General features: G+C 69.7%; 22 protein-coding genes. 15 read left to right on the top strand and 7 right to left on the bottom strand.

Features of this window, described 5'->3' with window-relative positions; all coding sequences use genetic code 11:
- Positions 1–205: 205 nt before the first annotated feature.
- The 5 genes from IPN02_17220 to IPN02_17200 all read left to right on the top strand — a co-directional run bounded on the left by IPN02_17220 (position 206) and on the right by IPN02_17200 (position 4068).
- Positions 206–769: a LemA family protein gene (locus IPN02_17220; GenBank protein ID MBK9298529.1), complete on the top strand. Its 564-nt coding sequence runs from the start codon at positions 206–208 to the stop codon at positions 767–769.
- Between the two features lie 7 nt (positions 770–776).
- Positions 777–1646 (top strand): M48 family metalloprotease, encoded by an 870-nt coding sequence (locus tag IPN02_17215; GenBank protein ID MBK9298528.1) that lies wholly within the window; start codon positions 777–779, stop codon positions 1644–1646.
- 72 nt (positions 1647–1718) lie between these two features.
- Positions 1719–2633 (top strand): pyridoxal 5'-phosphate synthase lyase subunit PdxS, encoded by a 915-nt coding sequence (pdxS, locus tag IPN02_17210; GenBank protein MBK9298527.1) that lies wholly within the window; start codon positions 1719–1721, stop codon positions 2631–2633.
- A gap of 2 nt (positions 2634–2635) precedes the next feature.
- The gene (pdxT, locus tag IPN02_17205) at positions 2636–3250 is read left to right on the top strand and encodes a pyridoxal 5'-phosphate synthase glutaminase subunit PdxT (protein MBK9298526.1); all 615 of its coding nucleotides are present in this window, start codon (positions 2636–2638) and stop codon (positions 3248–3250) included.
- 65 nt (positions 3251–3315) lie between these two features.
- Complete coding sequence (locus IPN02_17200) at positions 3316–4068, top strand: YebC/PmpR family DNA-binding transcriptional regulator (GenBank protein MBK9298525.1); 753 nt, start codon at positions 3316–3318, stop codon at positions 4066–4068.
- On the opposite strand, the gene IPN02_17195 is transcribed toward IPN02_17200, so the two are convergent.
- The 5 genes from IPN02_17195 to IPN02_17175 form a co-directional block, all read right to left on the bottom strand.
- Positions 4014–4763, bottom strand: coding sequence for a hypothetical protein (locus IPN02_17195; GenBank protein MBK9298524.1), 750 nt, complete (start codon positions 4761–4763; stop codon positions 4014–4016). The genes IPN02_17200 and IPN02_17195 overlap by 55 nt on opposite strands.
- Entirely contained in the window at positions 4760–5314 is a 555-nt protein-coding gene (locus IPN02_17190) for a hypothetical protein (protein MBK9298523.1), read from the bottom strand. Before IPN02_17190 ends, IPN02_17195 begins: the two co-directional genes overlap by 4 nt.
- Positions 5311–5697, bottom strand: a complete 387-nt coding sequence (locus tag IPN02_17185; GenBank protein ID MBK9298522.1) for an Asp23/Gls24 family envelope stress response protein — start codon at positions 5695–5697, stop codon at positions 5311–5313. The genes IPN02_17190 and IPN02_17185 overlap by 4 nt, the downstream gene beginning before the upstream one ends.
- Before the next feature lie 66 nt (positions 5698–5763).
- Positions 5764–6102: a J domain-containing protein gene (locus tag IPN02_17180; protein ID MBK9298521.1), complete on the bottom strand. Its 339-nt coding sequence runs from the start codon at positions 6100–6102 to the stop codon at positions 5764–5766.
- 5 nt (positions 6103–6107) lie between these two features.
- Positions 6108–6683: an Asp23/Gls24 family envelope stress response protein gene (locus IPN02_17175; protein MBK9298520.1), complete on the bottom strand. Its 576-nt coding sequence runs from the start codon at positions 6681–6683 to the stop codon at positions 6108–6110.
- A 299-nt stretch (positions 6684–6982) separates the two neighbouring features.
- On the opposite strand from IPN02_17175, the gene IPN02_17170 reads away from it, so the two are divergent.
- Positions 6983–9193: a hypothetical protein gene (locus IPN02_17170; protein MBK9298519.1), complete on the top strand. Its 2211-nt coding sequence runs from the start codon at positions 6983–6985 to the stop codon at positions 9191–9193.
- 13 nt (positions 9194–9206) lie between these two features.
- On the opposite strand, the gene IPN02_17165 is transcribed toward IPN02_17170, so the two are convergent.
- Positions 9207–10190: a hypothetical protein gene (locus IPN02_17165; protein MBK9298518.1), complete on the bottom strand. Its 984-nt coding sequence runs from the start codon at positions 10188–10190 to the stop codon at positions 9207–9209.
- A 128-nt stretch (positions 10191–10318) separates the two neighbouring features.
- On the opposite strand from IPN02_17165, the gene IPN02_17160 reads away from it, so the two are divergent.
- The 4 genes from IPN02_17160 to IPN02_17145 all read left to right on the top strand — a co-directional run bounded on the left by IPN02_17160 (position 10319) and on the right by IPN02_17145 (position 13295).
- On the top strand, positions 10319–10831 hold the full coding sequence (locus IPN02_17160; protein ID MBK9298517.1) for a crossover junction endodeoxyribonuclease RuvC: 513 nt from the start codon (positions 10319–10321) through the stop codon (positions 10829–10831).
- Positions 10828–11442 carry a Holliday junction branch migration protein RuvA gene (ruvA, locus tag IPN02_17155; GenBank protein MBK9298516.1) on the top strand — a complete coding sequence of 205 codons (615 nt, stop codon included), beginning with the start codon at positions 10828–10830 and terminating at the stop codon, positions 11440–11442. The genes IPN02_17160 and ruvA overlap by 4 nt, the downstream gene beginning before the upstream one ends.
- A 54-nt stretch (positions 11443–11496) precedes the next feature.
- A complete protein-coding gene (gene ruvB / locus IPN02_17150) occupies positions 11497–12585 on the top strand; it encodes a Holliday junction branch migration DNA helicase RuvB (GenBank protein MBK9298515.1) in 1089 nt (362 codons plus the stop codon).
- Between the two features lie 83 nt (positions 12586–12668).
- On the top strand, positions 12669–13295 hold the full coding sequence (locus tag IPN02_17145; GenBank protein MBK9298514.1) for a response regulator transcription factor: 627 nt from the start codon (positions 12669–12671) through the stop codon (positions 13293–13295).
- Positions 13296–13381: 86 nt separating this feature from the next.
- Here the strand turns inward: IPN02_17145 and IPN02_17140 are convergent, their stop codons facing one another.
- Positions 13382–14938, bottom strand: coding sequence for an NAD(P)/FAD-dependent oxidoreductase (locus IPN02_17140; GenBank protein MBK9298513.1), 1557 nt, complete (start codon positions 14936–14938; stop codon positions 13382–13384).
- 289 nt (positions 14939–15227) lie between these two features.
- Between IPN02_17140 and IPN02_17135 the strand changes: the two genes are divergently transcribed.
- The 5 genes from IPN02_17135 to secF are packed head-to-tail and all read left to right on the top strand — an operon-like array spanning position 15228 to position 21021.
- Entirely contained in the window at positions 15228–16379 is a 1152-nt protein-coding gene (locus IPN02_17135) for an S-adenosylmethionine:tRNA ribosyltransferase-isomerase (protein MBK9298512.1), read from the top strand.
- Positions 16376–17473: a tRNA guanosine(34) transglycosylase Tgt gene (tgt, locus tag IPN02_17130; protein MBK9298511.1), complete on the top strand. Its 1098-nt coding sequence runs from the start codon at positions 16376–16378 to the stop codon at positions 17471–17473. Before IPN02_17135 ends, tgt begins: the two co-directional genes overlap by 4 nt.
- A 49-nt stretch (positions 17474–17522) precedes the next feature.
- Entirely contained in the window at positions 17523–17987 is a 465-nt protein-coding gene (gene yajC, locus IPN02_17125) for a preprotein translocase subunit YajC (GenBank protein ID MBK9298510.1), read from the top strand.
- On the top strand, positions 17984–19888 hold the full coding sequence (gene secD, locus IPN02_17120) for a protein translocase subunit SecD (GenBank protein ID MBK9298509.1): 1905 nt from the start codon (positions 17984–17986) through the stop codon (positions 19886–19888). Before yajC ends, secD begins: the two co-directional genes overlap by 4 nt.
- Complete coding sequence (gene secF / locus IPN02_17115) at positions 19885–21021, top strand: protein translocase subunit SecF (GenBank protein MBK9298508.1); 1137 nt, start codon at positions 19885–19887, stop codon at positions 21019–21021. The genes secD and secF overlap by 4 nt, the downstream gene beginning before the upstream one ends.
- The last annotated feature ends 29 nt before the right edge of the window (positions 21022–21050 follow it).

Raw genomic sequence — 21050 nt, 5'->3', positions numbered from 1 at the left:
CAAAACGCCGAGCGCCGGTCCACCTGGCAGGTGGATCCCCCGCCACGAGCCCCAATCAAGGCCCGGTCGCAACGCTCGACGCTACCCGCATGGCCAGGCGTCGAATCCGAGCACCTCGAGAACCACGGCCGGGGGCACCGGGGTCGGTCGGCCCAGCGTCGATCGACCGCTAGGATGGACCCTTCTCGAAGAAGGAGGCACCTGCGTGACCGTTCTCATCGTCTTGCTCGTCATCGTGCTGCTCGTCGTCATCGGCGGCGGCCTGTACCTGATGGGCGCCTACAACGGCTTGGTCAAGCTGCGCAACAAGATCGAATCAGCCTTCGCCCAGATCGACGTGCAGCTCAACCGTCGCCACGACCTCATCCCTAACCTGGTCGAGACGGTCAAGGGGTACGCCACCCACGAGCGGGCGACGCTCGAAGGGGTCATCGCCGCCCGCAACGCCGCCGTGGCCGCCGAGGGCCCCGAGGCCCAGGCCGAGGCCGAAGGCGTGCTCAGCGGCATGCTGAAGCAGGTGTTTGCCCTGTCGGAGGCCTATCCCGACCTGAAGGCCAACACCCAGTTTCTCGACCTGCAACGCCAACTGTCCGAGACCGAGGACCGTATCGCCTACTCGCGCCAGTACTTCAACGACAACGTGCGGACCTACAACACCAAGATCCAGTCGTTCCCCCAGAGCCTGATCGCCAACAAGATGGGCTTCACCGAGCGGGCGTACTTCCAAGCGGACGAGGCCAGCCGGGCCAACGTCCAGGTTGAATTCTGAGCCGGTGGTGAACGCAGAGTCCTTCAGCACCGCAGAGCCACCCACCGACGCCGATCCCGACGCCGCAGCCGTCCATGCGGAAGCGACCCGCTCGCTGCGGACCGTTCCCTTGGATCTCGCCGAGCGCCGGGCCCTGCTCGAGGGCGAAGTTCGGTCGGTGTACCGGTCGACCGCAGCGGCCTTGGCGGTGCCGCTGATCCTGGTCTCCCTCCTGGTGGGCATCTTCGTCGGTTGGATGCTGGGCCTGGCGCTGTTGGTGGTGAGCATCGCCCTCGTCGTAGCGCTGGTCGCTTGGCGGCGATCCGGCGCGGTGACCGCGGCGCTCAACGCCCTGGGTGCCCGGCGGCTGCGGGCCGGGGAGAATCCCCGCTACGCCAACCTGATCGAGGGGCTGGCGATGTCGTCGGGGGTGGCGGAGCCCCGGCTGTACGTTGTCGACGACCCCCGGGCCAACGCCGCCACGGTGGCGTTGGGCGACGATGCCTGCGTTGTGGTCACCTCCGGGCTGCTCGACGCCGCCGACCGCATGCGTTTGGAGGCGGTCCTCGCCCAGCAGGTGGCTCACCTGGCCGGCGGTGATGCCCAGGCCGCCACCGCAGCCCATGCCTTCCGCACCAGCGTCGGTTGGCGCTACGAGCTCGACCGACTGCTGCCCGCCCGTCGCGAGGAGCTGTGCGACCTCAACGCCCTCGAGTTCACCCGCTACCCGCCGGGCCTGATCTCCGCCCTCGAGCTGATCGCCGAGATGGGCCCGGCCGGCTCCGACGGCGACCCTGCCGTCTCCCACCTGTGGATGGCAGCACCGGACGAGTTCCAGGTCAACAACGCCGCCCAGGTGACGATCGCCCGCCGCCTGGCGCTGCTCAACGAGTTGTAGCGCGGCCCCGGTGGCCATCGGTCGGACGCCCCGGCTTCTGACCCATCGAGTGCGGTCGGTACACTTCGGGCGATGAGCGACAGTTCCGCCAACGGCAACGCAGACACCCCCTCCACCTCGGCAACGATGACGGTGAAAAGAGGCTTGGCCGAGATGCTGAAGGGTGGCGTCATCATGGACGTCGTCGACGCCGAGCAGGCCAAGGTGGCCGAGGACGCCGGGGCGGTCGCCGTCATGGCGCTCGAGCGGGTCCCGGCCGACATCCGTCGCGACGGTGGCGTCGCCCGCATGTCTGATCCTGCGCTGATCGAGGGCATCCAGGAGACGGTGAGCATCCCGGTGATGGCCAAGGCCCGCATCGGCCACTTCGCCGAGGCCCAGGTGCTGCAGGCGCTCAACGTCGACTTCGTCGACGAGTCCGAAGTGCTGACCCCCGCCGACGAGGCGTACCACATCGACAAGTTCGCTTTCGACGTGCCCTTCGTGTGCGGCGCGACCAACCTGGGCGAGGCACTGCGCCGGATCTCCGAGGGTGCGGCCATGATCCGCTCCAAGGGCGAGGCCGGCACCGGCGATATCGTCCAGGCGGTCCGCCACATGCGTGCGATCACCTCGGCGATGAGGGCGATCTCGCAGGCCGACGAGGCCGAGCTGTTCGGCTGGGCCAAGGACCTGTCGGCGCCGCTGCCGCTCGTGCAGGAGGTCGCCCGCACCGGGTGGCTGCCCGTCCCGCTGTTCTGCGCCGGGGGAGTGGCCACGCCGGCTGATGCCGCCCTGGTGATGCAGCTCGGCGCTGAATCGGTGTTCGTCGGCTCGGGCATCTTCAAGTCCGAGACGCCATCGGTGATGGCCAAGGCCATCGTCGAGGCGGCGACGAACTACCAGGACCCCGACACGGTGGTTCGGGTCAGCCGGGGCCTGGGCGACGCCATGCGCGGACTCGACTCGGCCTCGCAGGAGATGAGCTTCTCCGAGCGGGGCTGGTAGCCCTGGGCGGAGCCCGGCCGACGATTGGTGTGCTGGCGCTTCAGGGCGCCTTCCGGGCGCACCGGCTGGTGATCGAAGGCCTGGGCGCGCCGGTACGCGAGGTGCGCACCGCAGCGGCGCTCGACGACGTCGACGCGCTGATCATCCCCGGCGGGGAGTCGACCACGATGTCCCAGCTGTTGGACAGCAGCGGCCTGCGGGCGCCTCTGGCGGCGCGGCTCGCCGATGGCATGGCGGTGCTGGGCACCTGCGCAGGCGCCATCCTGCTCGCCTCCGACATCCGGGACGGCCGCGAGGACCAGGCGAGTTTTCAGTCGATCGATGTGACCGTACGGCGCAACGCCTACGGCCGCCAGCTGGCCAGCTTCGAAGCCGATCTGGAGGTGGCCGACGGCGCCGAACTGCCGGCCGCCATCCACGCCGTCTTCATCCGCGCGCCCCGCATCGAGCGGGTGGGTGCCGACGTGCGGGTGCTCGCCGCCTTGGGGTCCGAACCGGTGGCGGTGGCCTCGGGCCGGGCCTGGGCGACGACGTTCCACCCCGAGCTCAGCGACGACACCCGTTTCCATCGGGCGTGGCTGGAAACGGTCGCCGGTGGTGCCCCTATGCTCGGATAAGCGGGGCGCTCCTCGGAGCGCGGCCTCCGCTCACAGCCCCACGCCAACGAGAAGGATCACCACGTATGTCGGGTCACTCCAAATGGGCGACGATCAAGCACAAGAAGGGCGCCGCCGACGCCAAGCGCGGCAAGCTCTTCGCCAAGCTCATCCGCCAGTTGGAGATCGCCGCCCGGGGAGGGGGCGGCGACCTGGACTCCAACCCCACGCTGCGCACGATGTACCAGAAGGCCCGGGACGCCTCGGTGCCGGTCGACACGATCGACCGTGCCATCCAACGGGGTACCGGCGATCTGGAAGGGGTCACCTACGAGGAGGTCACCTACGAGGGGTACGGCCCCCACGGCGTGGCCATCTTCCTCGACGGCTCGACCGACAACCGCAACCGCACCGGCGCCGAGATCCGCGCGATCTTCTCCAAGGCGGGCGGGTCGCTGGCCGAGCCGGGCGCCGTCGCCTGGCAGTTCGAGCGCAAGGGCATGATCCTCGTGCCCGCCGAGGTGACCGAGGACGAGCTGATGCTGACCGCCATCGAGGCCGGCGCCGAGGACATCGTCCCCGGTGACGGGGCCTGGGTGGTCACCACCGACCCGCACGAGCTGATGGCGGTGCGCGACGGGCTGGTCGAGGCGGGCATCGCCACCACGTCGGCCGAGCTGACGATGATCCCGATCAACCTGGTCGAGCTGGCCACCGCCGGCGAGGCGCGGGGCGTGCTGGCGCTGATCGATGCGCTGGAGGACCACGACGATGTGGCCGACACCTACGCCAACGTCGATGTGCCCGACGACGTCGCCGCCGAGCTTTCGGCCGAGTGATCTGACGGCCGTGACCCGCCAGGCCACCCTGCCGGTTGCGGCAACGCCGGAACCGGCAGGATGGCCTGGGTCAGGGTGATCTGGGGCACCTTGCCCGGTGCCACAATTGCCCGAGCGGAGGCGGTCGGCGCAACGAGCGTGCCGCCGTCGACCACGCCGGTCTTGGCGTGCTTGAGGCCGATGCGCAGGATCAGCGCAGCGTCCGGCCGGCCGAGCGTGCGGCGCAGTCCGGCCCGCACCCGCTCGTCGATCCGGCCGGTGAGGGCGGTCAGGTCGTATCCGTCGTCGACGATCAGGCGCAGCTCGATGGTGGGCGGTGCGTCGGAGAGCACCCGCGCCGCCGCCGAGATCACACCGGGCACCAGCTCGGCCTGCTGGGCGACCGCGTCGGCCGCCGGGCGGGCTCGCACCGAGACAGGCGCATCGGCTGGGCCGCCTCCGGCATCGAAGCGGTCGGCCCGGTCGCGGGTGCGGCGGGTCTGGCTGATCAGCCAGGCGAGCCCGGCGAGGACGACGGCCACGCCGAGTGCGGCGACCGCCCACGGAAACCACGGCTCGCCCAGCCAGCCCTTGAATGGCTCGCCGACCACCCGGCGGCCGGGGTTGATCCAGCGGTGCCACACGAGAAAAGTCGCCCCCACCGACGCGCTGATCACGCCGAGCACGATCAGCCATGCCCGATCCCAACGGCTCACGGCGACCGCCTCGACCGCTTGACCTTGATGCCGCGCCGGGGCTGGATGGCCAGACGCTCCAAGGCGGCGACCACCCGCTGTTGGACGAGCGCATCGACGTCGGCGCCCGGCGGCAGGTCGGAGGGGTGGTAGCGAACCTTCACCCGGACCCGCTTGCGGACCGTCCACCGGGCCGATGCTCGCTCGACCGCCGGCACCGACCGGGCTGCGCGCACCGCTGCCGAGCGGGCATCGGCCAGGTCGAGGGTCACCACCATCCCGGCGGGAACGAGCGCCAGCGCCACCCGTCGGCGCTCCGTCCTGGCCAGGCTGAGCAGCAGCAACCATGCGCCGAGCGCACAGAGGCCCACCGCAACCCCCGTCAGCCAACGCTCACCCAGGCGAACGTCCTCCAAACGACGGGCGAGCACCGGCCATCTGAACGCAACCGGCGAAAACCCGCCGATGTGGGCCACTGCCTCGATGACGACCAACGTGCCGACGCCCATCAGCGCCAACGCGGCCAGCGCTGCGGTTGCCCGGGCGACGCGACGGAGCCGGTTGCCCCTCACAGCAGCGCCCCGTCGGTGTCCTCGACCCGGAGGGCATCGAAGCGAACCCAGACCGCCTCGGGGTCGAGGGTCGTTCCCAGCGAGGCGTTGACGCCGTCGGACACCGTTCGTCGGAGCCTGTCGGCCAGCTCGCCCAGGGGGGTGCCCCAGCTGGCATCGACCCGCAGGGTGATCCGAACCCCGCCGCCTTCCCGGGTCACCGCGCTGGTCACGGGGGCGTCGGCCGACCCGGCCAGGCGTCGCAGGCCGCTTCGTTGGGCAGGCTGCGCCACGCCGTCGACGGTGAGGGCCAACCCTGTCGCCAACTTGGCGATCACCTCGAAGGACACGTCGAGGCGGCCGTCGATCGATCCGGGGAAGGCGAGGCGCACGACGTCGCTCATCGGATCGGTCCGTCGATAGCGCCGGCGAGACGGCTCGGGCGCGTGTGAGGGTCAGCGGTCATGGCGTCAGTCGACCCGCGAAGGTGGAGGCGCCAGGGACGGGAACATCGTGGCCAACGACCGGCGCAGGCGCCGCACCCTCAGCCGTCGTCGCGACGGGGCGCCCAGGACCGGACTCGCACTCCTGGGGGTGCAAGATGCGGGGCCGATCGACGACAGCAAGGTTTCCCTGGCGGAACGTCCGAGCAGGAACGCCTCGGCGTCGCCGCCCCGGTCGGGGTGGTGACGCTTCACGTAGGCGCGCCACGCGAGGTCGATCTCTCGTTCGGTCGCACCCGGAGGGACCCCCAGGACGGTCTCGGGAGCGGCGGGTGGCGGCCCGTCTGCGGGACCGTTGGGGCTCATCGCCGCTACTGCACCCGCTGGTGCGCACCCGGTTGGGCCTGACCGTCGGAGCCGGCCTGGACACCGTCGCTCGGCACGTTGACGTCGGTGACCGAGATGTTCACCTCGACCACCTCGAGCCCGGTCATCTCCTGCACCCGGCGGATGACGTTGTCACGAACCGCTTGGGCGACGTCCTGGATCGCAGCCCCGTAGATGGTGACGAGGCTGAGGTCGGCAGCCGCCTGGGTGGCGCCGACCTCGACCGAGACGCCCTCGGTCACGCTGGACGAGCTGCCGGGCAGCAGGTCTTTGACCGCCCCCATCGCTCGGCCCGACCCGGAACCCATCGAGTGGATGCCCGCCACCTCGCGAGCGGCCATGCCCACGATTTTGGCGACGACCCCCTCGGCGATCGTCGTGGTGCCCTTATCGGTGTGCAGCGCCGATTCGGGGCGCACCTCGATCGATGTCGAAGCGCCGGGGTCCGCGCCCGTGAGAGCGTTCTGCGAGCCATGTTCGGAGCTCGGGGCACCGTCCACGTCACCTCCAACACCGTCATCGGTGGGCGGCGAAGTGGCGGTGGACGTCTGGTCGATCATGGTGGTTCCCCCGGGAGGCGGTGGTGGGCGGTATGCAAGGTTGCCAGATGCCCGCCACCGCACGCGGCCAAACCTGCGGGCGACCTCCATCGGCGACCCGTGGGCCCGCTTCAAGGGTCCAACGACGATCGAGGGTGGACGGGTAGCGTTGAGCATCGGCAGCGCCGACTCGTCGGCCGCCGCAGGCCGAGCCACCAAGCGCAGGCGTTCGAGTGCCAGCCACCAGGTGTCGGGCGCTCAGCCGGCCCGACCGAGGAGAGGACAACGTGTTCCGACGACGGGCCCGAGCGGGGCGAACGATGCAGCCGCCGACCACGCGTCGCCAGGCCCCTTTGGCGGTGGCGGCAACCGCGCTGACCGTCGCCCTGTTGGGCGCCTCCTGCACCGACGGCACGGCGTCGGACCGGACCGCCGAGGAGTCGACCGGCTCCGACACCGCGGCGCCCGAACTGTCGACCACCGAGCTTCAGGCCCTCACCCGACTCGACGACCAGGGTCCCGGCTGCGATGCCCTGGACACGACCAGATGCCTGTTGCCGTTTCCCTCCGGCACCTACACCATGTCCGACGATTCGGGGACGTCGTCGGTGTCCTCGGAGAAGGGGACCGGCCGAACGGTGGCCTTTGTCGAGAAGAACATGCCGGCCAACGCCGACGACGTCCACATCGACCCGACCGAATGGAACCGTAACGACGGCTTCAGCCCGAACACCCCGATCCTGACCTACTTCCCCAACGTGGACCTCGAGCGCAGCGCCACGCCGACCGAAGGCGAACTGAGCGTCAGCATGTCGGCCGACAGCCCCAGCGTGTTGTTCGACCTGACCGATGGCAAGCAGATTCCCCACTGGGTCGAGGTCGACCAGCGGGCCGAGGACCCGGCCGAACGGTTGACGATCATGCGGCCGGCGGTTTCGCTCCCCGAGGGGCATCATTTTGCGGTCGCCTATCGGGACCTGCTCGACGAGCGGGGCCGCGCGATCCCCCCGTCGGCCGCCTTCCGTGCCATCCGGGATGGGCTTGACCTCGACGAGGTTGACGTCTCGGCCGGAGCCAAGGCCACGCTGGGCGAGCGCTCTGACGAGCTGGCGCCGGTGCTCGACCAGCTCGACGAGGCCGGCGTCGACACCGCCGGGCTGATCGTCGCCTGGGACTTCACCGTCGCCAGCACCTCCAGCCTGTCGGGTCGGCTGCTGTCGATGCGTAACGCTGCGCTGAAGGCAACCGAGAAGCAGCCGGTCGTCGTGAAGGTCACCGGCACCGAGGAGAACCCGACCAAGCTGCCCAAGGGCATCGGCCGCAAGGTCACCGGCACCTTCGCCCTGCCGCTGTTCTTGAAGGGAAAGGGCGAGCCCGGGTCGCCGATGACCTACGACAAAGACGGCACCACGCCCAAGGCGACGGGGACGACCTACCAGGCCGGGTTCACATGCATGCTGACCAACGCCCAGCTGGGCAACGAGCTGGGGGGCAAGGCCCGCGCCGTCGTCTACGGCCATGGGTTGTTGGGCAGCCGGGACGAGGTGGCCGGCAACGACCTGGGGGCCAACGCCGCCTCCGGCAACCAGATGTATTGCGCCACCGACTGGCTGGGCATGAGCACACAGGACATCGGCTATGCCACCGAGGCCCTCGGGGATCTCTCGAAGTTTCCGGCGATGGCCGACCGCATGCAGCAGGGCATCCTGGCGCAGCTCGTGCTGGCCAGGGCCATCATCGACCCCCGGTCGCTGCCCCAGCTTCCGCAGTTTCGGAACAAGGACGGCTCGGTCAGCTACTTCACCGACGAGGTGTTCTTCGACGGCAACAGCCAGGGCGCCATCATGGGCGCCGCCGCCACGGCGGTGGCCACCGACTGGAAGCGGGCGACGCTGGGGGTACCGGGCATGAACTACTCCACGTTGCTGCAGCGCTCGACCGACTGGGCCACCTATGCCGCGGTGATGGACCCCGCCTACCCGAGCGACGCCGACCGCCAGCTGGTGTTCGGCCTGCTACAGATGCTGTGGGATCGGGGCGAGGCGGGCGGCTACGTGCAACACCTCACCTCCAATCCGTATCCGAAAACCCCCGAACACCAGGTGATCTTCGCCGTCGCCTTCGGTGACCATCAGGTGGCCCCGGTGACGGCGGAGAACATGGCGAGAATGCTGAAGATCCCCTTCCACGAGCCGTCGCTGGCCGATGGCCGGGACCCCCGGGAGGAGCCGCTGTGGGGGCTCGACCCGATCACCGACTACCCGGCCGATGGCTCGGCGCTGTTCTACTGGGACAGTGGTGCGCTCGCCCCGCCCCCCGGCAACGTCAGCCCGACGATGAGCGACGAGTGGATCGACACCTGCAGCTCGCTGAGCGAGGACGAGGTGGATGCCGACGCCAAGTGCGCCGACCCGCACGAGGACCCACGTCGGGCGATCGGATTCGTCACGCAGAAGCAGACGTTCTTCGAGACCGGCACGATCATCGACCCCTGCGGCGGCGAGCCGTGCCGGGCCAAACCGACCGGCTGACCGGCCCGCCGGCTCAACCGGTCGCTGCCGGCACCGCCAGCGGGGCCAACCCGAGCTCACCGCGGATGTTGGCCCGCAGGTCCACCAACTCGGGGAACTGATCGAAGAAGCGCAGCTTCTGGTCGACCACCCGGTCGCCGGTGACGGGAGCGTCGTAGTGGGGGTCGTCGTTGACGAATTTCGGACCGGCGGGGGCATTGAGCAGCACCCACTCGGCGAAGGTCTCGGCCATGTCCTCGGCGGGGTTGGTGGCCGCGTAGTCGTCGGTGACGTGCTCGGTGGCGCTGTAGCGATCGTCGATGTCGGACTGCTCCTCCGGATAGTCGTCGCCATCGGTCACGTCCGGGTAGAAGGCTTCGCTCCACAGGCGCAGGTACGACCCCGGCTTGGGGCACGCCTCCCCACCGTCGTACACGTCGCAGAACTCGTCCTCGGTGCCTGGAGTCAACGCCGAGGGGCGGAACTGCAGCAGGTGGGCGTACTCGTGGATCATCGTGCGGGTCAGCTCCTTGAACTCCACCGCGCCGCTGACGTCGATGGCCAGGTACCGCTTGTCGTCATCGGTCGCGCTGTTCTGGAGGGCTCCGTCGGTGCCGTCCGAGGCGTCCTGGTCGATGCCGACGAGCAGGTCGATCTCCGGGCGCCCGGCGGCGGGAAACAGCGCAGCGAAGCGGCCCCACGCCTTCTGGGTCAAGGCGGGGATTGGCGTGTCGTCGTTGGGAACCAATTGGTCGCCGTCGATGCGGTACTCCTCGACGATGGCGATGGTGTCGTCGTCGACCTCCCCGGTGGTCAGCTCCCGTGGGGGGCTCGTCGCGACGAAGGCTTCCTCCGTCTCGGTGGTCGTCGTGCGATCGGTCGCAGCCTCGTCGACCGTCCTCCCACATGATGCACCCAGGAGCAGCGCCGACAACGACACCGCCACACCGCTGCGCCGCAACCACGAAGCTCGCCGGTGGCGCCCCGCCGGGCCGGTGAAGGCTTTCGTGTTGCTCATGGAGTTCCTGTCGCTGTGTGGCCCGCGTAGATGACCGGGGGAGGGGGTCTCCGACGATATTCGCCCCCGAGCGATCCCCCCGGCAAAGCGATCAATCGGATAGGGTCGTACGCGTGTTCGTTCTCGGGATCGATCCGGGCTTGTCCCGATGCGGGTACTGCTGTTTGGATACCGATGGCCGCACCCATCGCACGGTGGCGCTCGGGGTGTTGACCACGCCGCCGTCGGCGCCGGTGCCCGAGCGGCTGGCCGAGCTGGCCGGCGACATTCGGGCGTTGTTCGACGAGCTTCGACCCCAGGCGGTTGCGGTTGAACGGGTGCTGTTTCAGGTCAACGTGCGCACCGCCATCTCGGTCGGCCAGGCCAGCGGGCTCGTCTTGGCCGAGGCGGCCGGGCGGGGCTGCGACGTCGTCGAGTACTCGCCGAACCAGGTGAAGGGTGCGGTCGCAGGACACGGTTCCGCCGACAAGGACGAGGTGGCCACGATGGTGCAGTGGCTGTTGGGGCTGAGCAAACCGCCACACCCCGCCGATGCCGCCGACGCAGCGGCGATCGCGTTGTGTCATGTGGCGATCGCCGGCGTCGGCACCACCGGACGCCGCGCGTCGAGCAGCGCCACCAGCGTCCGGGCCGGCCGATGATCGGGTCGCTGCGCGGCACGCTGCTGGCCCGCCATGGCGCCGAGCTGACGATCGAGGTTGCCGGTATCGGTTATCGCTGTGCGGCGTCACCGGGGCTGGTCGCCGCCGGGGGCGAGCTGGGCGACGAGCTGTTCTGCTGGGTGCACCACCACCTGCGCGAGGACGCACAGACGCTGTACGCCTTTGCCACCGAGGACGAGCGGGAGCTGTTCGAGGTGCTGATCGGCGCCCACGGCGTGGGCCCGGCGCTGGCGATGGCCATCCTCGGGGTGCACTCCCCGGGCGAGCTGGCGCGGGCGGTGGCCGCCGACGACCTGGCCGCCCTGTGCCTGGTTCCCGGCGTCGGTAAGAAGACGGCGGCGCGGCTGCTGATCGAACTGAAGAGCCGACTCGATGTCGGCAGCTTCGACGTTGGGACGGTGCCCGGCGGCGACGCCGACGGCGGCGCCTCCGGTGAGCCTGTGGCGAGCGCCAAAGCCGATGTGCGATCGGCGCTGGGGGAGTTGGGGTACTCCGCCGACGAGGCCAACCGCGCCGTCGCCGCCCTGCCCGCCGGCGACAACCCGGCGGAGCTGTTGCGCGCCGCCCTCGCCCATCTGGCTGGAGACTGAACGTGATGGGCGAACCGTTGAGTACCCCCGCAGCGCACCTGGCGGGAAAATAGCATGGCCCGCGACGAGCTGATCGAACCCCGGGCGACCGAGGCCGACCATCCCCTGGAACCGCCGCCGGACGGGGCTCCCGGCAGCGAGGACGGCGAAACCGCCGAGCCCGGGCTGCGGCCCCGCACGCTGGCCGAGTTCGTCGGCCAGCGCGAGCTGAAGGAACGCCTGCGCATCATCTTGGAGGCGGCTCGTCGGCGCGGCGCCGCAGCCGACCACCTGCTGTTCGCTGGGCCGCCCGGCCTGGGCAAAACCACGTTGGCCGGCATCGTCGCAACCGAGGTGGGCTCGACCATGCAGGTCACCAGCGGTCCGGCGTTGGAGCGGGCCGGGGACCTGGCGGCCATCCTCACCAAGATCGGCGACGGCGATGTGTTGTTCATCGACGAGATCCACCGGCTGCCCCGGGCGGTCGAAGAGGTGCTGTACCCGGCGATCGAGGATTTCCAGCTCGACATCGTGTTGGGCAAGGGGCCGGCGGCCCGGTCGATCCGGCTGGATCTGCCCGAGTTCACCCTGGTCGGCGCGACCACGCGCACCGGGCTGATCACCGGACCGCTGCGCGATCGCTTCGGGCTGGTCGCCCGCCTCGACTACTACGAGAGCGCCGACCTCCAGTCGATCGTCGAGCGCACCGCCACGATCATCGAGGCGCCGCTGAGCACCGAGGGCGCCCGCGAGATCGCTCGGCGGTCCCGGGGCACGCCCCGCATTGCCAACCGGCTGCTGCGCCGCGTGCAGGACTACGCCGACGTCGAGGCCGACGGCAACATCGACGCCGACGTGGCCCAGCGAGGGTTGGCGGTGTTCGGCATCGACAACCTGGGGCTCGACAAGGTGGACCGGGCGATCCTCGACTCGATCGTTCGGCGCTTCGCCGGTGGGCCGGTCGGGTTGTCGACCCTGGCGATCGCGGTGGCCGAGCCAACCGAGACGGTGGAGGACGTTCACGAACCGTTCCTCATCCAACAGGGCCTGTTGATGCGCACGCCCCGAGGCAGGGTGGCCACCCCGGCGGCCTGGAAGCACCTGGGCCTTCCGGTGCCGGACGCGCCGACGCCCAGCGCCACCTTGTTCGACAACGACGGCTGAACCGCACCTCAGGCCGCCCGGGTACCCTGCCGGGAGGACGGGTCTGCGCTCGGCGAGCGGAGACGGAGGGAGGGACGTTCGAGATGGCTCACGAACTGCATCCGGTGCGGGTGCTGGTGATCGACGACCACGAACTCACCCGAAGTGGTGTGGTCGCGGAGCTGAAGGCTGATGCCCGCCTCGAGGTGGTCGGCGCGTTCGGCTCGATCCGCACCGTGCCGCTGCCGGCGACGGAACCGGCCAACACCGACGTCGTGATCGTCGACCTGTCGTTGCCAAACGAGGCCGCCGGCATACAGGCGGTCGAACGGGTGGTGCCCTGGGGCATCCCGGTGGTGGTCTGCACGATGTTCGCCACATCGATGATCCGCGACCAGGCCAAGGCGGCCGGGGCCAGCGCCTTCGTGTCCAAGCGGTCGGCGGCCCTGCAGTTGATCGATGCCGTGCTGTCGGCCCATCACGGTGTCTATTTCGAGGCGGGCATCGAGTTTCTCGACGATCATGCGCAGCTGTCACCCGCCGAGATCGAGGTAGCCCGGCGGGTGGCGCAGGGCATGGCCAGCCCAGAGATCGCCCGCGACCTGAACCGCCCCAAACGAAGCGTCGACGGGTTGATCACTTCGGCGCAGCGCAAGCTGGGGCTCGACGGTCGCACCCGCAGTTCCCTGGCGGCGTGGGCGGTCCGCGCCGGCCTGGTCCCGGAGGAGTGAACCACCCGGCGCCGACCGGGATCCGACCGGCGCCCCGGTGCCATGTGGAACGTTTCAGAGCGACCCGGCGACGGTGCCGGGCGGCGTCAGCGCTCGATGCGGGGTGCGGTCGAGGGGATGATCGGCGCGTCCCGGCCGGTCGACGGCTTCGACGCAAAGCTCGGCTTCTCGGCCGGGCCCTCCTCGTGGTACTCCTCCTCGACGTTCACCGTCCACACATCATGGGTGGAGCCGGTGGCGATGTTCTCGGCGGTCAGCATCGCCGTGTACATCGAGTGGTCCTGGTTGTTGTACCGGAACATGCCGTTGCGGCCGATCGGGTGCACGTTGGCGGTATGGGTGTCCAGCCAATTCCGCAGCACGTCGACGTTGGCCTTGTAGGTCTCGTCGTAGGTCGGATACGCCTTCTTCTGGCGAACGACGTAGCCGCCTTCGACGTCGCCGGGCTCGATCAGGCCCAGGTACACCAACTCGCGCTTGCCCTGCTCGATCAACTCGTCGTCCGGGGCAGTCCAGGCGTGGTCGGTCTCGAACACGGTGTATTCGAGACCGAGCACGTTGCTGCCGTCCTTGACCAGGTACGGGGACCAGGAACCGAAGTTCTGGATTCGCATCGTGGCGACCGCCGGATCGTGGATGTAGATCCAGTTGTCGTTCCAGTCCACCTTGGACTCGGGAACGACGAGGGCCACCGTGATGAAGTCCCGGTAGCTGAGGCCGTTGGCCGCCGCCATCACGTGGTCGGGCACCGGCGGGTCCATGCCGGCGAGCAGCGCCGAGATCGGCATCGACGACACGACGTGGTCGGCCTCGTGCTCCTCGGTCGTGCCGTTGGGGTGGGTGGCGATCACATGGGTGGCGACGCCGTCGGCGTGGCGGATGCCGGTCACCTCGGTCTCGTAGTGCATCGTCGAGCCGTCGGCGACCACGTGGTCGCGACACACCTCCCACATCATGCCGGGCCCGTACTTGGGGTACTGAAACTCCTCGATCAGCGAAGCGATGTCCTTCTGATTTCGATTGGGCAAGAGAGCATTGACCACGGCGCTGAACAGCGACAGGTTCTTGATGCGCTGGGCGGCCCAGTCCGCCTCGATCTGGTCGGCGGGAACGCCCCACACCTTCTCGGTGTAGGCCTTGAAGAACGTGCCGTAGAGGCGCCACCCGAAGCGGGCGGCCACCCAGCCCTCGAAGTTGGTCTGATCCTTCGGCGGACGGATGCGCACCCAGATGTAGCTGAGCACGCAGCGGATCGCCTCGATGATGCCCAGGTTGCGCAGGGCGTTGGTGGCCCGCAGGGGGTAGTCGTAGAACTTGCCGTCATAGAAGATGCGGCTCTTGCGGGGCCGCATCATGAAGTCCTCGTCGGGCAGGATCTCGTGCCACAGCGCTTCGACCTCGGGCACCTTGGTGAAGAAGCGGTGACCGCCGATATCGAAGCGCCAGCCGTCGCGCACCTCGGTGCGGGAGATGCCACCGACCTGGTCGGACTCCTCGAGGATCGTCGAGGCAATGCCGTACTTGTGCAGCTGGAAGGCGGCGGTGAGGCCGGCCGGGCCGGCGCCGATCACGACCACCTCGCCGGGATCGGTGCCGATCAGCTCGGCAGCGGCGGGATCGAGGGTGGGGCGGGTGTCGTCCATGGCGCGTGGGGTCCTCGCAAGTGGCTGTCGGCATCGATGGGCCGGGGGGGTGTGGGTTCGAATGGTCCGGTGGGCTGGCCGTCGGGCCGAAGGCCAGGGGCGGTTGACGCTGCGATCCGAATGACGGAACCACCGAAGTGTTGAGCGTAGTCTCCTCGCTGGCCGGGTCGGTGCCCAGGCCGTCCCTGCGGCATGGGTCACGCGAGCGGCGCCTCGGGCCCGGTCACCGTCCGGGCGACCCCGGCCACGGTCGGACGATCGACGAGGAAGATCGGGAGGCACGGAGCCAGTGCGGTTGAGCGAGTTCGAGTACCAGCTGCCCGTCGAGGCCATCGCCCAGGAGCCAGTCGAGCCCCGCGACGCTGCCCGTCTGCTGATCGACCGAGGCCCCGACCGGCCGCCGGAGCACTCCCGGGTGGCCGGCTTGCCCGCCGAGGTGGGGCCGGGCGACGTCGTCGTCGTCAACACCACCCGGGTGCGCCCGGCGCGCCTGGCGGTCCGACGCGCCACCGGCGGTGCCGGGGAGGTGTTGTTGCTGTCGCCACTCGACGGTTCGACCATCCGTTGGGAGGCCCTGGTGAGACCGTCGGCCAAGCTGAAGCCGGGCGATGTGCTGCGTCCACAGGTCCGGACCGACGCAGCTGGACCCGACACGGGTGGTCCCGACGCAGCCGGACCCGACGATTTTCACGTGCGCCTGGAGGCCTACGACGGCGAGGGCCGTTGGGTGGTCGAGCTCGGCATCGACGGCGCGGCCGACGGCCGGACCCTCGACGGCCGGAACCTGGACGACGCGGCCGATGCGGCCCTCGAGGAGTACGGCGTCATGCCGCTGCCCCCGTACCTGGACGACCGGCCCCGCGATCCGGAGCGCTACCAGACCGTGTTCGCCGACCGGCCCGGGTCGGCGGCGGCGCCAACCGCCGGGCTGCACCTGACCCGGGAGGTGCTCGATGCGGTCGTCGAGGCCGGGGCCCAGGTGGTCAGCGTCGACCTCGAGGTGGGCCTGGGCACGTTCCGGCCGATGACGGCCGACCGCGTCGAAGATCACGCCATGCACGGCGAGCGCTACCGGATCGCCCCCGACGCCTGGGCGGCCATCCGCGCTGCGCACGACCCGGCGACGCCCGGATCGGTGCTGGCGGTCGGCACGACCACCCTGCGGGCGCTCGAATCGGCGGCCCGCAGCGGCGACCTCGCCGCCACCACCAAGCTCTTCTTGCACCGCGGCGCCGAGTTTCTGGTCGTCGACCGGCTGATGACCAACTTTCACCTGCCCCGGTCCAGCCTGCTGGTGCTGATCGACGCGTTCATCGGTCCCCGTTGGCGCCAGCTGTACGACCGGGCACTCGCCGAGGGCTACCGGTTCCTGTCGTTCGGGGATGCCACGCTGCTCGATCGACGCTCGCAGCCCCTCGACCCGTTAGAGGACCCCCGATGAAGCTGAAGCTGAACGTCACCGCCACCGACGGGGCCGCCCGCACCGGCCGGGTGCCGACGCCCAAGGGGGGCTTTGCCACCCCGGTGTTCATGCCGGTGGGCACCCGCGGCACCATCCGGGCGGCGACGACCGCTCAGCTGGCCGACCTGGGCGCCGAGTTCATGTTGGCCAACACCTACCACCTGATGCTGCGCCCCGGGGCGGACACGGTGGCCGCACTGGGTGGCCTGGGACGTTTCGCCGGCTGGGGTGGACACCTCCTCACCGACTCGGGCGGGTTCCAGGTGTTCTCGCTGTCGCCCAAGGTCGACGACGAAGGGGTGACCTTTCGCTCGGTGTACGACGGCGACACGGTGCGCTGCACCCCCGAGAGCATCGTGGCCACCCAGGAACTCCTCGGCGCCGACATCCAGATGGTGCTCGACGTGTGCCTTCCCTTGCCGGCGGAGCGCAGCGACCTGGCCCGCGCCGTGCGGCGCACTGCGGCTTGGGCCGAGCGTGCCAAAGCGGCGCACCGACGCCGGGACGATCAGGCGCTGTTCGGCATCGGTCAGGGCGGCACCGATGCGGCACTGCGCCGGGAGTCGGCCCAGCGAACGGTGGCGCTCGACTTCGACGGCTACGCCATCGGGGGCCTGTCGGTCGGGGAGGAGCGCGGCCCGATGATGGGGGCGCTCGAGGCGGCGATCGCCGAGCTGCCCGCCGATCAGCCCCGCTACCTGATGGGCGTGGGGGACCCCCGCTCGATGATCGAGGCGGTGGCCCGTGGTGTCGACATGTTCGACTGCGTGTTGCCCACCAGGCTGGGCCGCCACGGCACGCTGTTGACCGACCGGGGGCGCGTCAACGCCAAACGGGCCGAGTTCTCCCGGTCGGACCGGCCGATCGACCCGGCGTGCGCCTGCTCGGTGTGCGCCACCTACTCCGCCGGCTACCTGCGGCACCTGCTCGTCGTCGGGGAGCCGGCCGGGAAAACCCTGTGCGCGCTGCACAACCTGGCCTGGATGCTGGCGTTTGTGGACCGCATGCGCGCCGCGATCGCCGCCGGAACGCTCGACGCTCTCAGGAGTGAGGTGGCCGCCGTCTGGGCGTAAGGCGCCCCGGTTTCCACTCGTGCTCAGGGACCCATAAGATCGCCCCCTCGTGGAAACTCTTCTGGTACTTGCGCAAGAGAAATCAGGCGGCAGCGGCGCCTTCTCGATCATCTTGTTGGTCGGCATGATGGGCGTCATGTACATGGTGCTCATCCGCCCTCAGCAGAAAAAGCAGCGTGATCAGGCGTCGTTCACCAGCGGCATCGAGGTGGGCGACAAGGTGGTCACCTCATCGGGCCTGTACGGCACGGTCAACCACATCGACGATGAGACGGTGCACCTCGAGGTCGACCGCGACATCGTGGTCCGGGTGGCCAGGGCAGCGGTGTTGCGCTCCCAGGACGCACCCGCCACGCCCGCCAAGAGCGGCGGGCTGCTCGGCGGCCTGCTGGGCGGCGGCGCCCGTCCCACCGACGACCCGACCACGTCCGACTCCGGTGGTGCCGGTCGGGGCAAGGGCAAGGGCGGAGACGACGCAAACGGCGGCGACAAGGGCCAGCGCTCCAAGCGATGAAGCGGGCTGGAGCCATCCAGATGGTGGCCATCGTCGTGTTGTCGGTGGGCGCCTTGGCGGCGGTCATCTTCACCAACACCTCGCCGCTCCTCGGTCTCGACCTTCAGGGCGGCATCTCGGTGGTGCTCGAGCCCTACGTCGACGGCAAACCGGCCGAGGACGTCAGCGACGAGCAGGTCGAACAGGCGATTGCGATCATTCGCAGCCGGGTCGACGCGCTGGGCGTGTCCGAACCGGAGATCAGCTCGCAGGGCAACAACATCCTCATCCAGCTGCCCGGCATCGACGACCAGGAGCGCGCCTTGGAGCTGGTCGGGCGCACCGCCCAGCTCGAGTTCCGCCCGGTGCTGTCCAGCACCCCCGTGGTGCCGCCGGATCCCAAGCGTGAGGCCGAGCTCCGCAAGGAGCTGAAGATTCCCGAGGGCAAGAGCGCCGCCGACATTCAACAGGAGGAGCTCGACGCTCGCGGCCTCGACGCTGCCGGGCAGAGCACCACCCCCGAGCAGGGTGCAACCCCGGAGGGTCCTGCGACCACCGCCGCCTCGGCTGCGACGACCGCTCCCCCCGCCACCACCGCGGCGCCCGCCACCGCTGTGCCCGCCCAGGGCTTCGCCGGCGCCAAGGCGGACAAGCGCCTGCCCGGCCAGGAGACCCCCACCACCGCTGCACCCACCACAGCGCCACCGCCCACCGAGGCGCCGCCGACGACGGCGTTCGTCCCGCAGAACGCCGAGGGGATCGACGTGACCAGCCAGGCCTTCGGCGAGTTGCTGCAGCTGGAGCAGGCCGAGTTGACCAACCCGGACGAGCTCGGCGCCAAGAAGGACGTGGACGTCACCCTCCTGGCTAAGGACGGCAAAGAGCGGTACACGCTGGGCCCCGTCCTGCTCACCGGTGATGCGCTGTCCGGCGCCAGCGCAGGCCTCGATGCGCAGGGGCAGTGGCAGGTCGGCCCGACGTTTCGGGGCGGCAAGGACGGCATCGACAAGTTCAACCAGGCCGCAACCCTCTGTTACAACGGCGATCCGTTGTGCCCGCCCAACGCCCAGGACTCCACCAGTGGGGCGCCCAGGGGTCAGCTGGCGATCGTGTTGGACGGCGAGGTGCTGACCGCCCCGTCGATCAACGAGGCCACCTTCGACAAGGACCAGATCTCGATTTCCGGGTCCTTCGCCGAGCAGGAGGCCAAGGACGTCGCCACCGCCCTCCGCTTCGGCGCCCTGCCCCTCGAGCTGCGGCCGAGCCAGACCCAGACCGTCACCGCCACGCTCGGCCAGGGTGCGCTGCGGGCCGTGATCATCGCCGGCCTGATCGGCCTCGGCATCGTGGCGATCTACTTCATCGCCTACTACCGCCTGCTGGGCATCGTGGCCTTCATCAGCCTGGCGCTATCGGGGTCTCTCTTGTGGGTGATCATCTCGCTGCTCGGGGCAACGCTGACGCTGGCCGGACTGGTGGGCATCGTCGTGTCGATCGGCGTGTCCCTCGACTCCAACGTTGTGTTCTACGAACACCTCAAGGAGGACGTGCTCCACGGACAGAGCCTGCGCCTGGCCGGAGAGAAGAGCTTCCCGGCCGCCTTCAGCACGATCGTCAAGGCCGACATGTCCAGCCTGATCGGTGCGGCGGTGCTGTACCTCCTCACCGCCGGCAGCGTGCGGGGCTTTGCCCTCTACCTCGGGCTGTCGGTGGCGTTGGACCTGGTGGCCAGCTACTTCTTCATGCGCCCGGCCGTCGCCTACCTCACCCGCTCCAAGCTGGGTGAGAAGCGGTCGCGCTTTGGCATTCCGGTGCTGTACACCCCGGCCGAGTTGGCCGAAGAACGAGGCCCCGGCGTGCCGCTGGTGCCCGAGGTGGAACCGACGCCTGCGATGGCGACGTCCGATCGGGGAACGCTGTGAGCACCCACGGGCGCATCTACCGGGGCCAGATCGACTTCGACTTTCCCCGCATCAACCGCCGCCTGCTGATCATGTCGGGCGTGCTGATCCTGATCTCGCTCGGCGCGCTGTTCACCCGCGGGCTCAACCTGTCGGTCGACTTCGTCGGCGGAACCGTCTGGGAGGTGCCCTCGGACACGCTCACCCAGGACGAGGCCACCGCCGTGCTCGCCGACGCCGATGTCGCTGCCGGCTCCAAGGTGCAGGTGGTGACCGACGCCAACAACGTGCGCATCGTGCGGGTGCAGAGCGACCTGACCAACCAGAAGGCCTCGGCGAAGGTCACCGCGGAGCTGGCCAAGGCCGGCGACGTTAAGGTGACCGACGTCGAGACCAACTTCGTTGGCCCCACCTGGGGCAAGACGGTCACCCGGCAGGCGGCCAAGGCCTTCGTTATCTTCCTGGTGCTCGTCTCGGTGTTCATCACCGCCAGGCTGGAGTGGCGCATGGCGGTGGGCGCCATCACCGCGCTGCTGCACGACGTGATCATCACGCTCGGCATGTACGCGCTGTTCCAGTTTGACGTCACCCCGCCGACCGTCATCGCCGTGTTGACCATCCTGGGTTATTCGCTCTACGACACGATCGTCGTGTTCGACCGATCCCAGGAGAACCAGGCGCGCTACACCAAAACCGGCCACTACACGTTCATCACCCTGTCGAGACGCAGCCTCAACCAGGTGTTCATGCGGACGATGAACACGACGATCACCGCGCTGATGCCGGTGATCGCCATGCTGGTGATCGGGGCGGGCTTCTACGGGCAGGCGACGCTGTCGGAGTTCTCGATCGCGCTGCTGATCGGCCTGGTCGCCGGCGCCTACAGCTCGATCGTCATCGCCACCACGCTGCTCGAGTGGCTCAAGGAGCGCGAGCCTCAGTTCGTCAAGATCCGCCAGCGGATCATCGATCGCGGTGGGGATCCCGACGACACCCGCTGGGTCGAGTACTCCAAGCGTCGCAGCGCAGCGAAGCTCCCTCAGGCGTCGGTGCGTCACGAGGGAACGGTGGCGGCGGGCAACCGGGCAGCCGAGCGGGCCGACCTGTACGAGCGGCCCCACCCACCCCGGCCGCGCAAGAAGTCCAAGCGCTGAGCGTCGGCCCGGCGAGTGCGGCGTAGGCT

The organism is Candidatus Microthrix subdominans, assembly GCA_016719385.1.
Classification (GTDB): Bacteria; Actinomycetota; Acidimicrobiia; order Acidimicrobiales; family Microtrichaceae; genus Microthrix; species Microthrix subdominans.
Note: the sequence above shows the minus strand (reverse complement) of the source record. Positions and strands in the feature narration are given on the sequence as shown.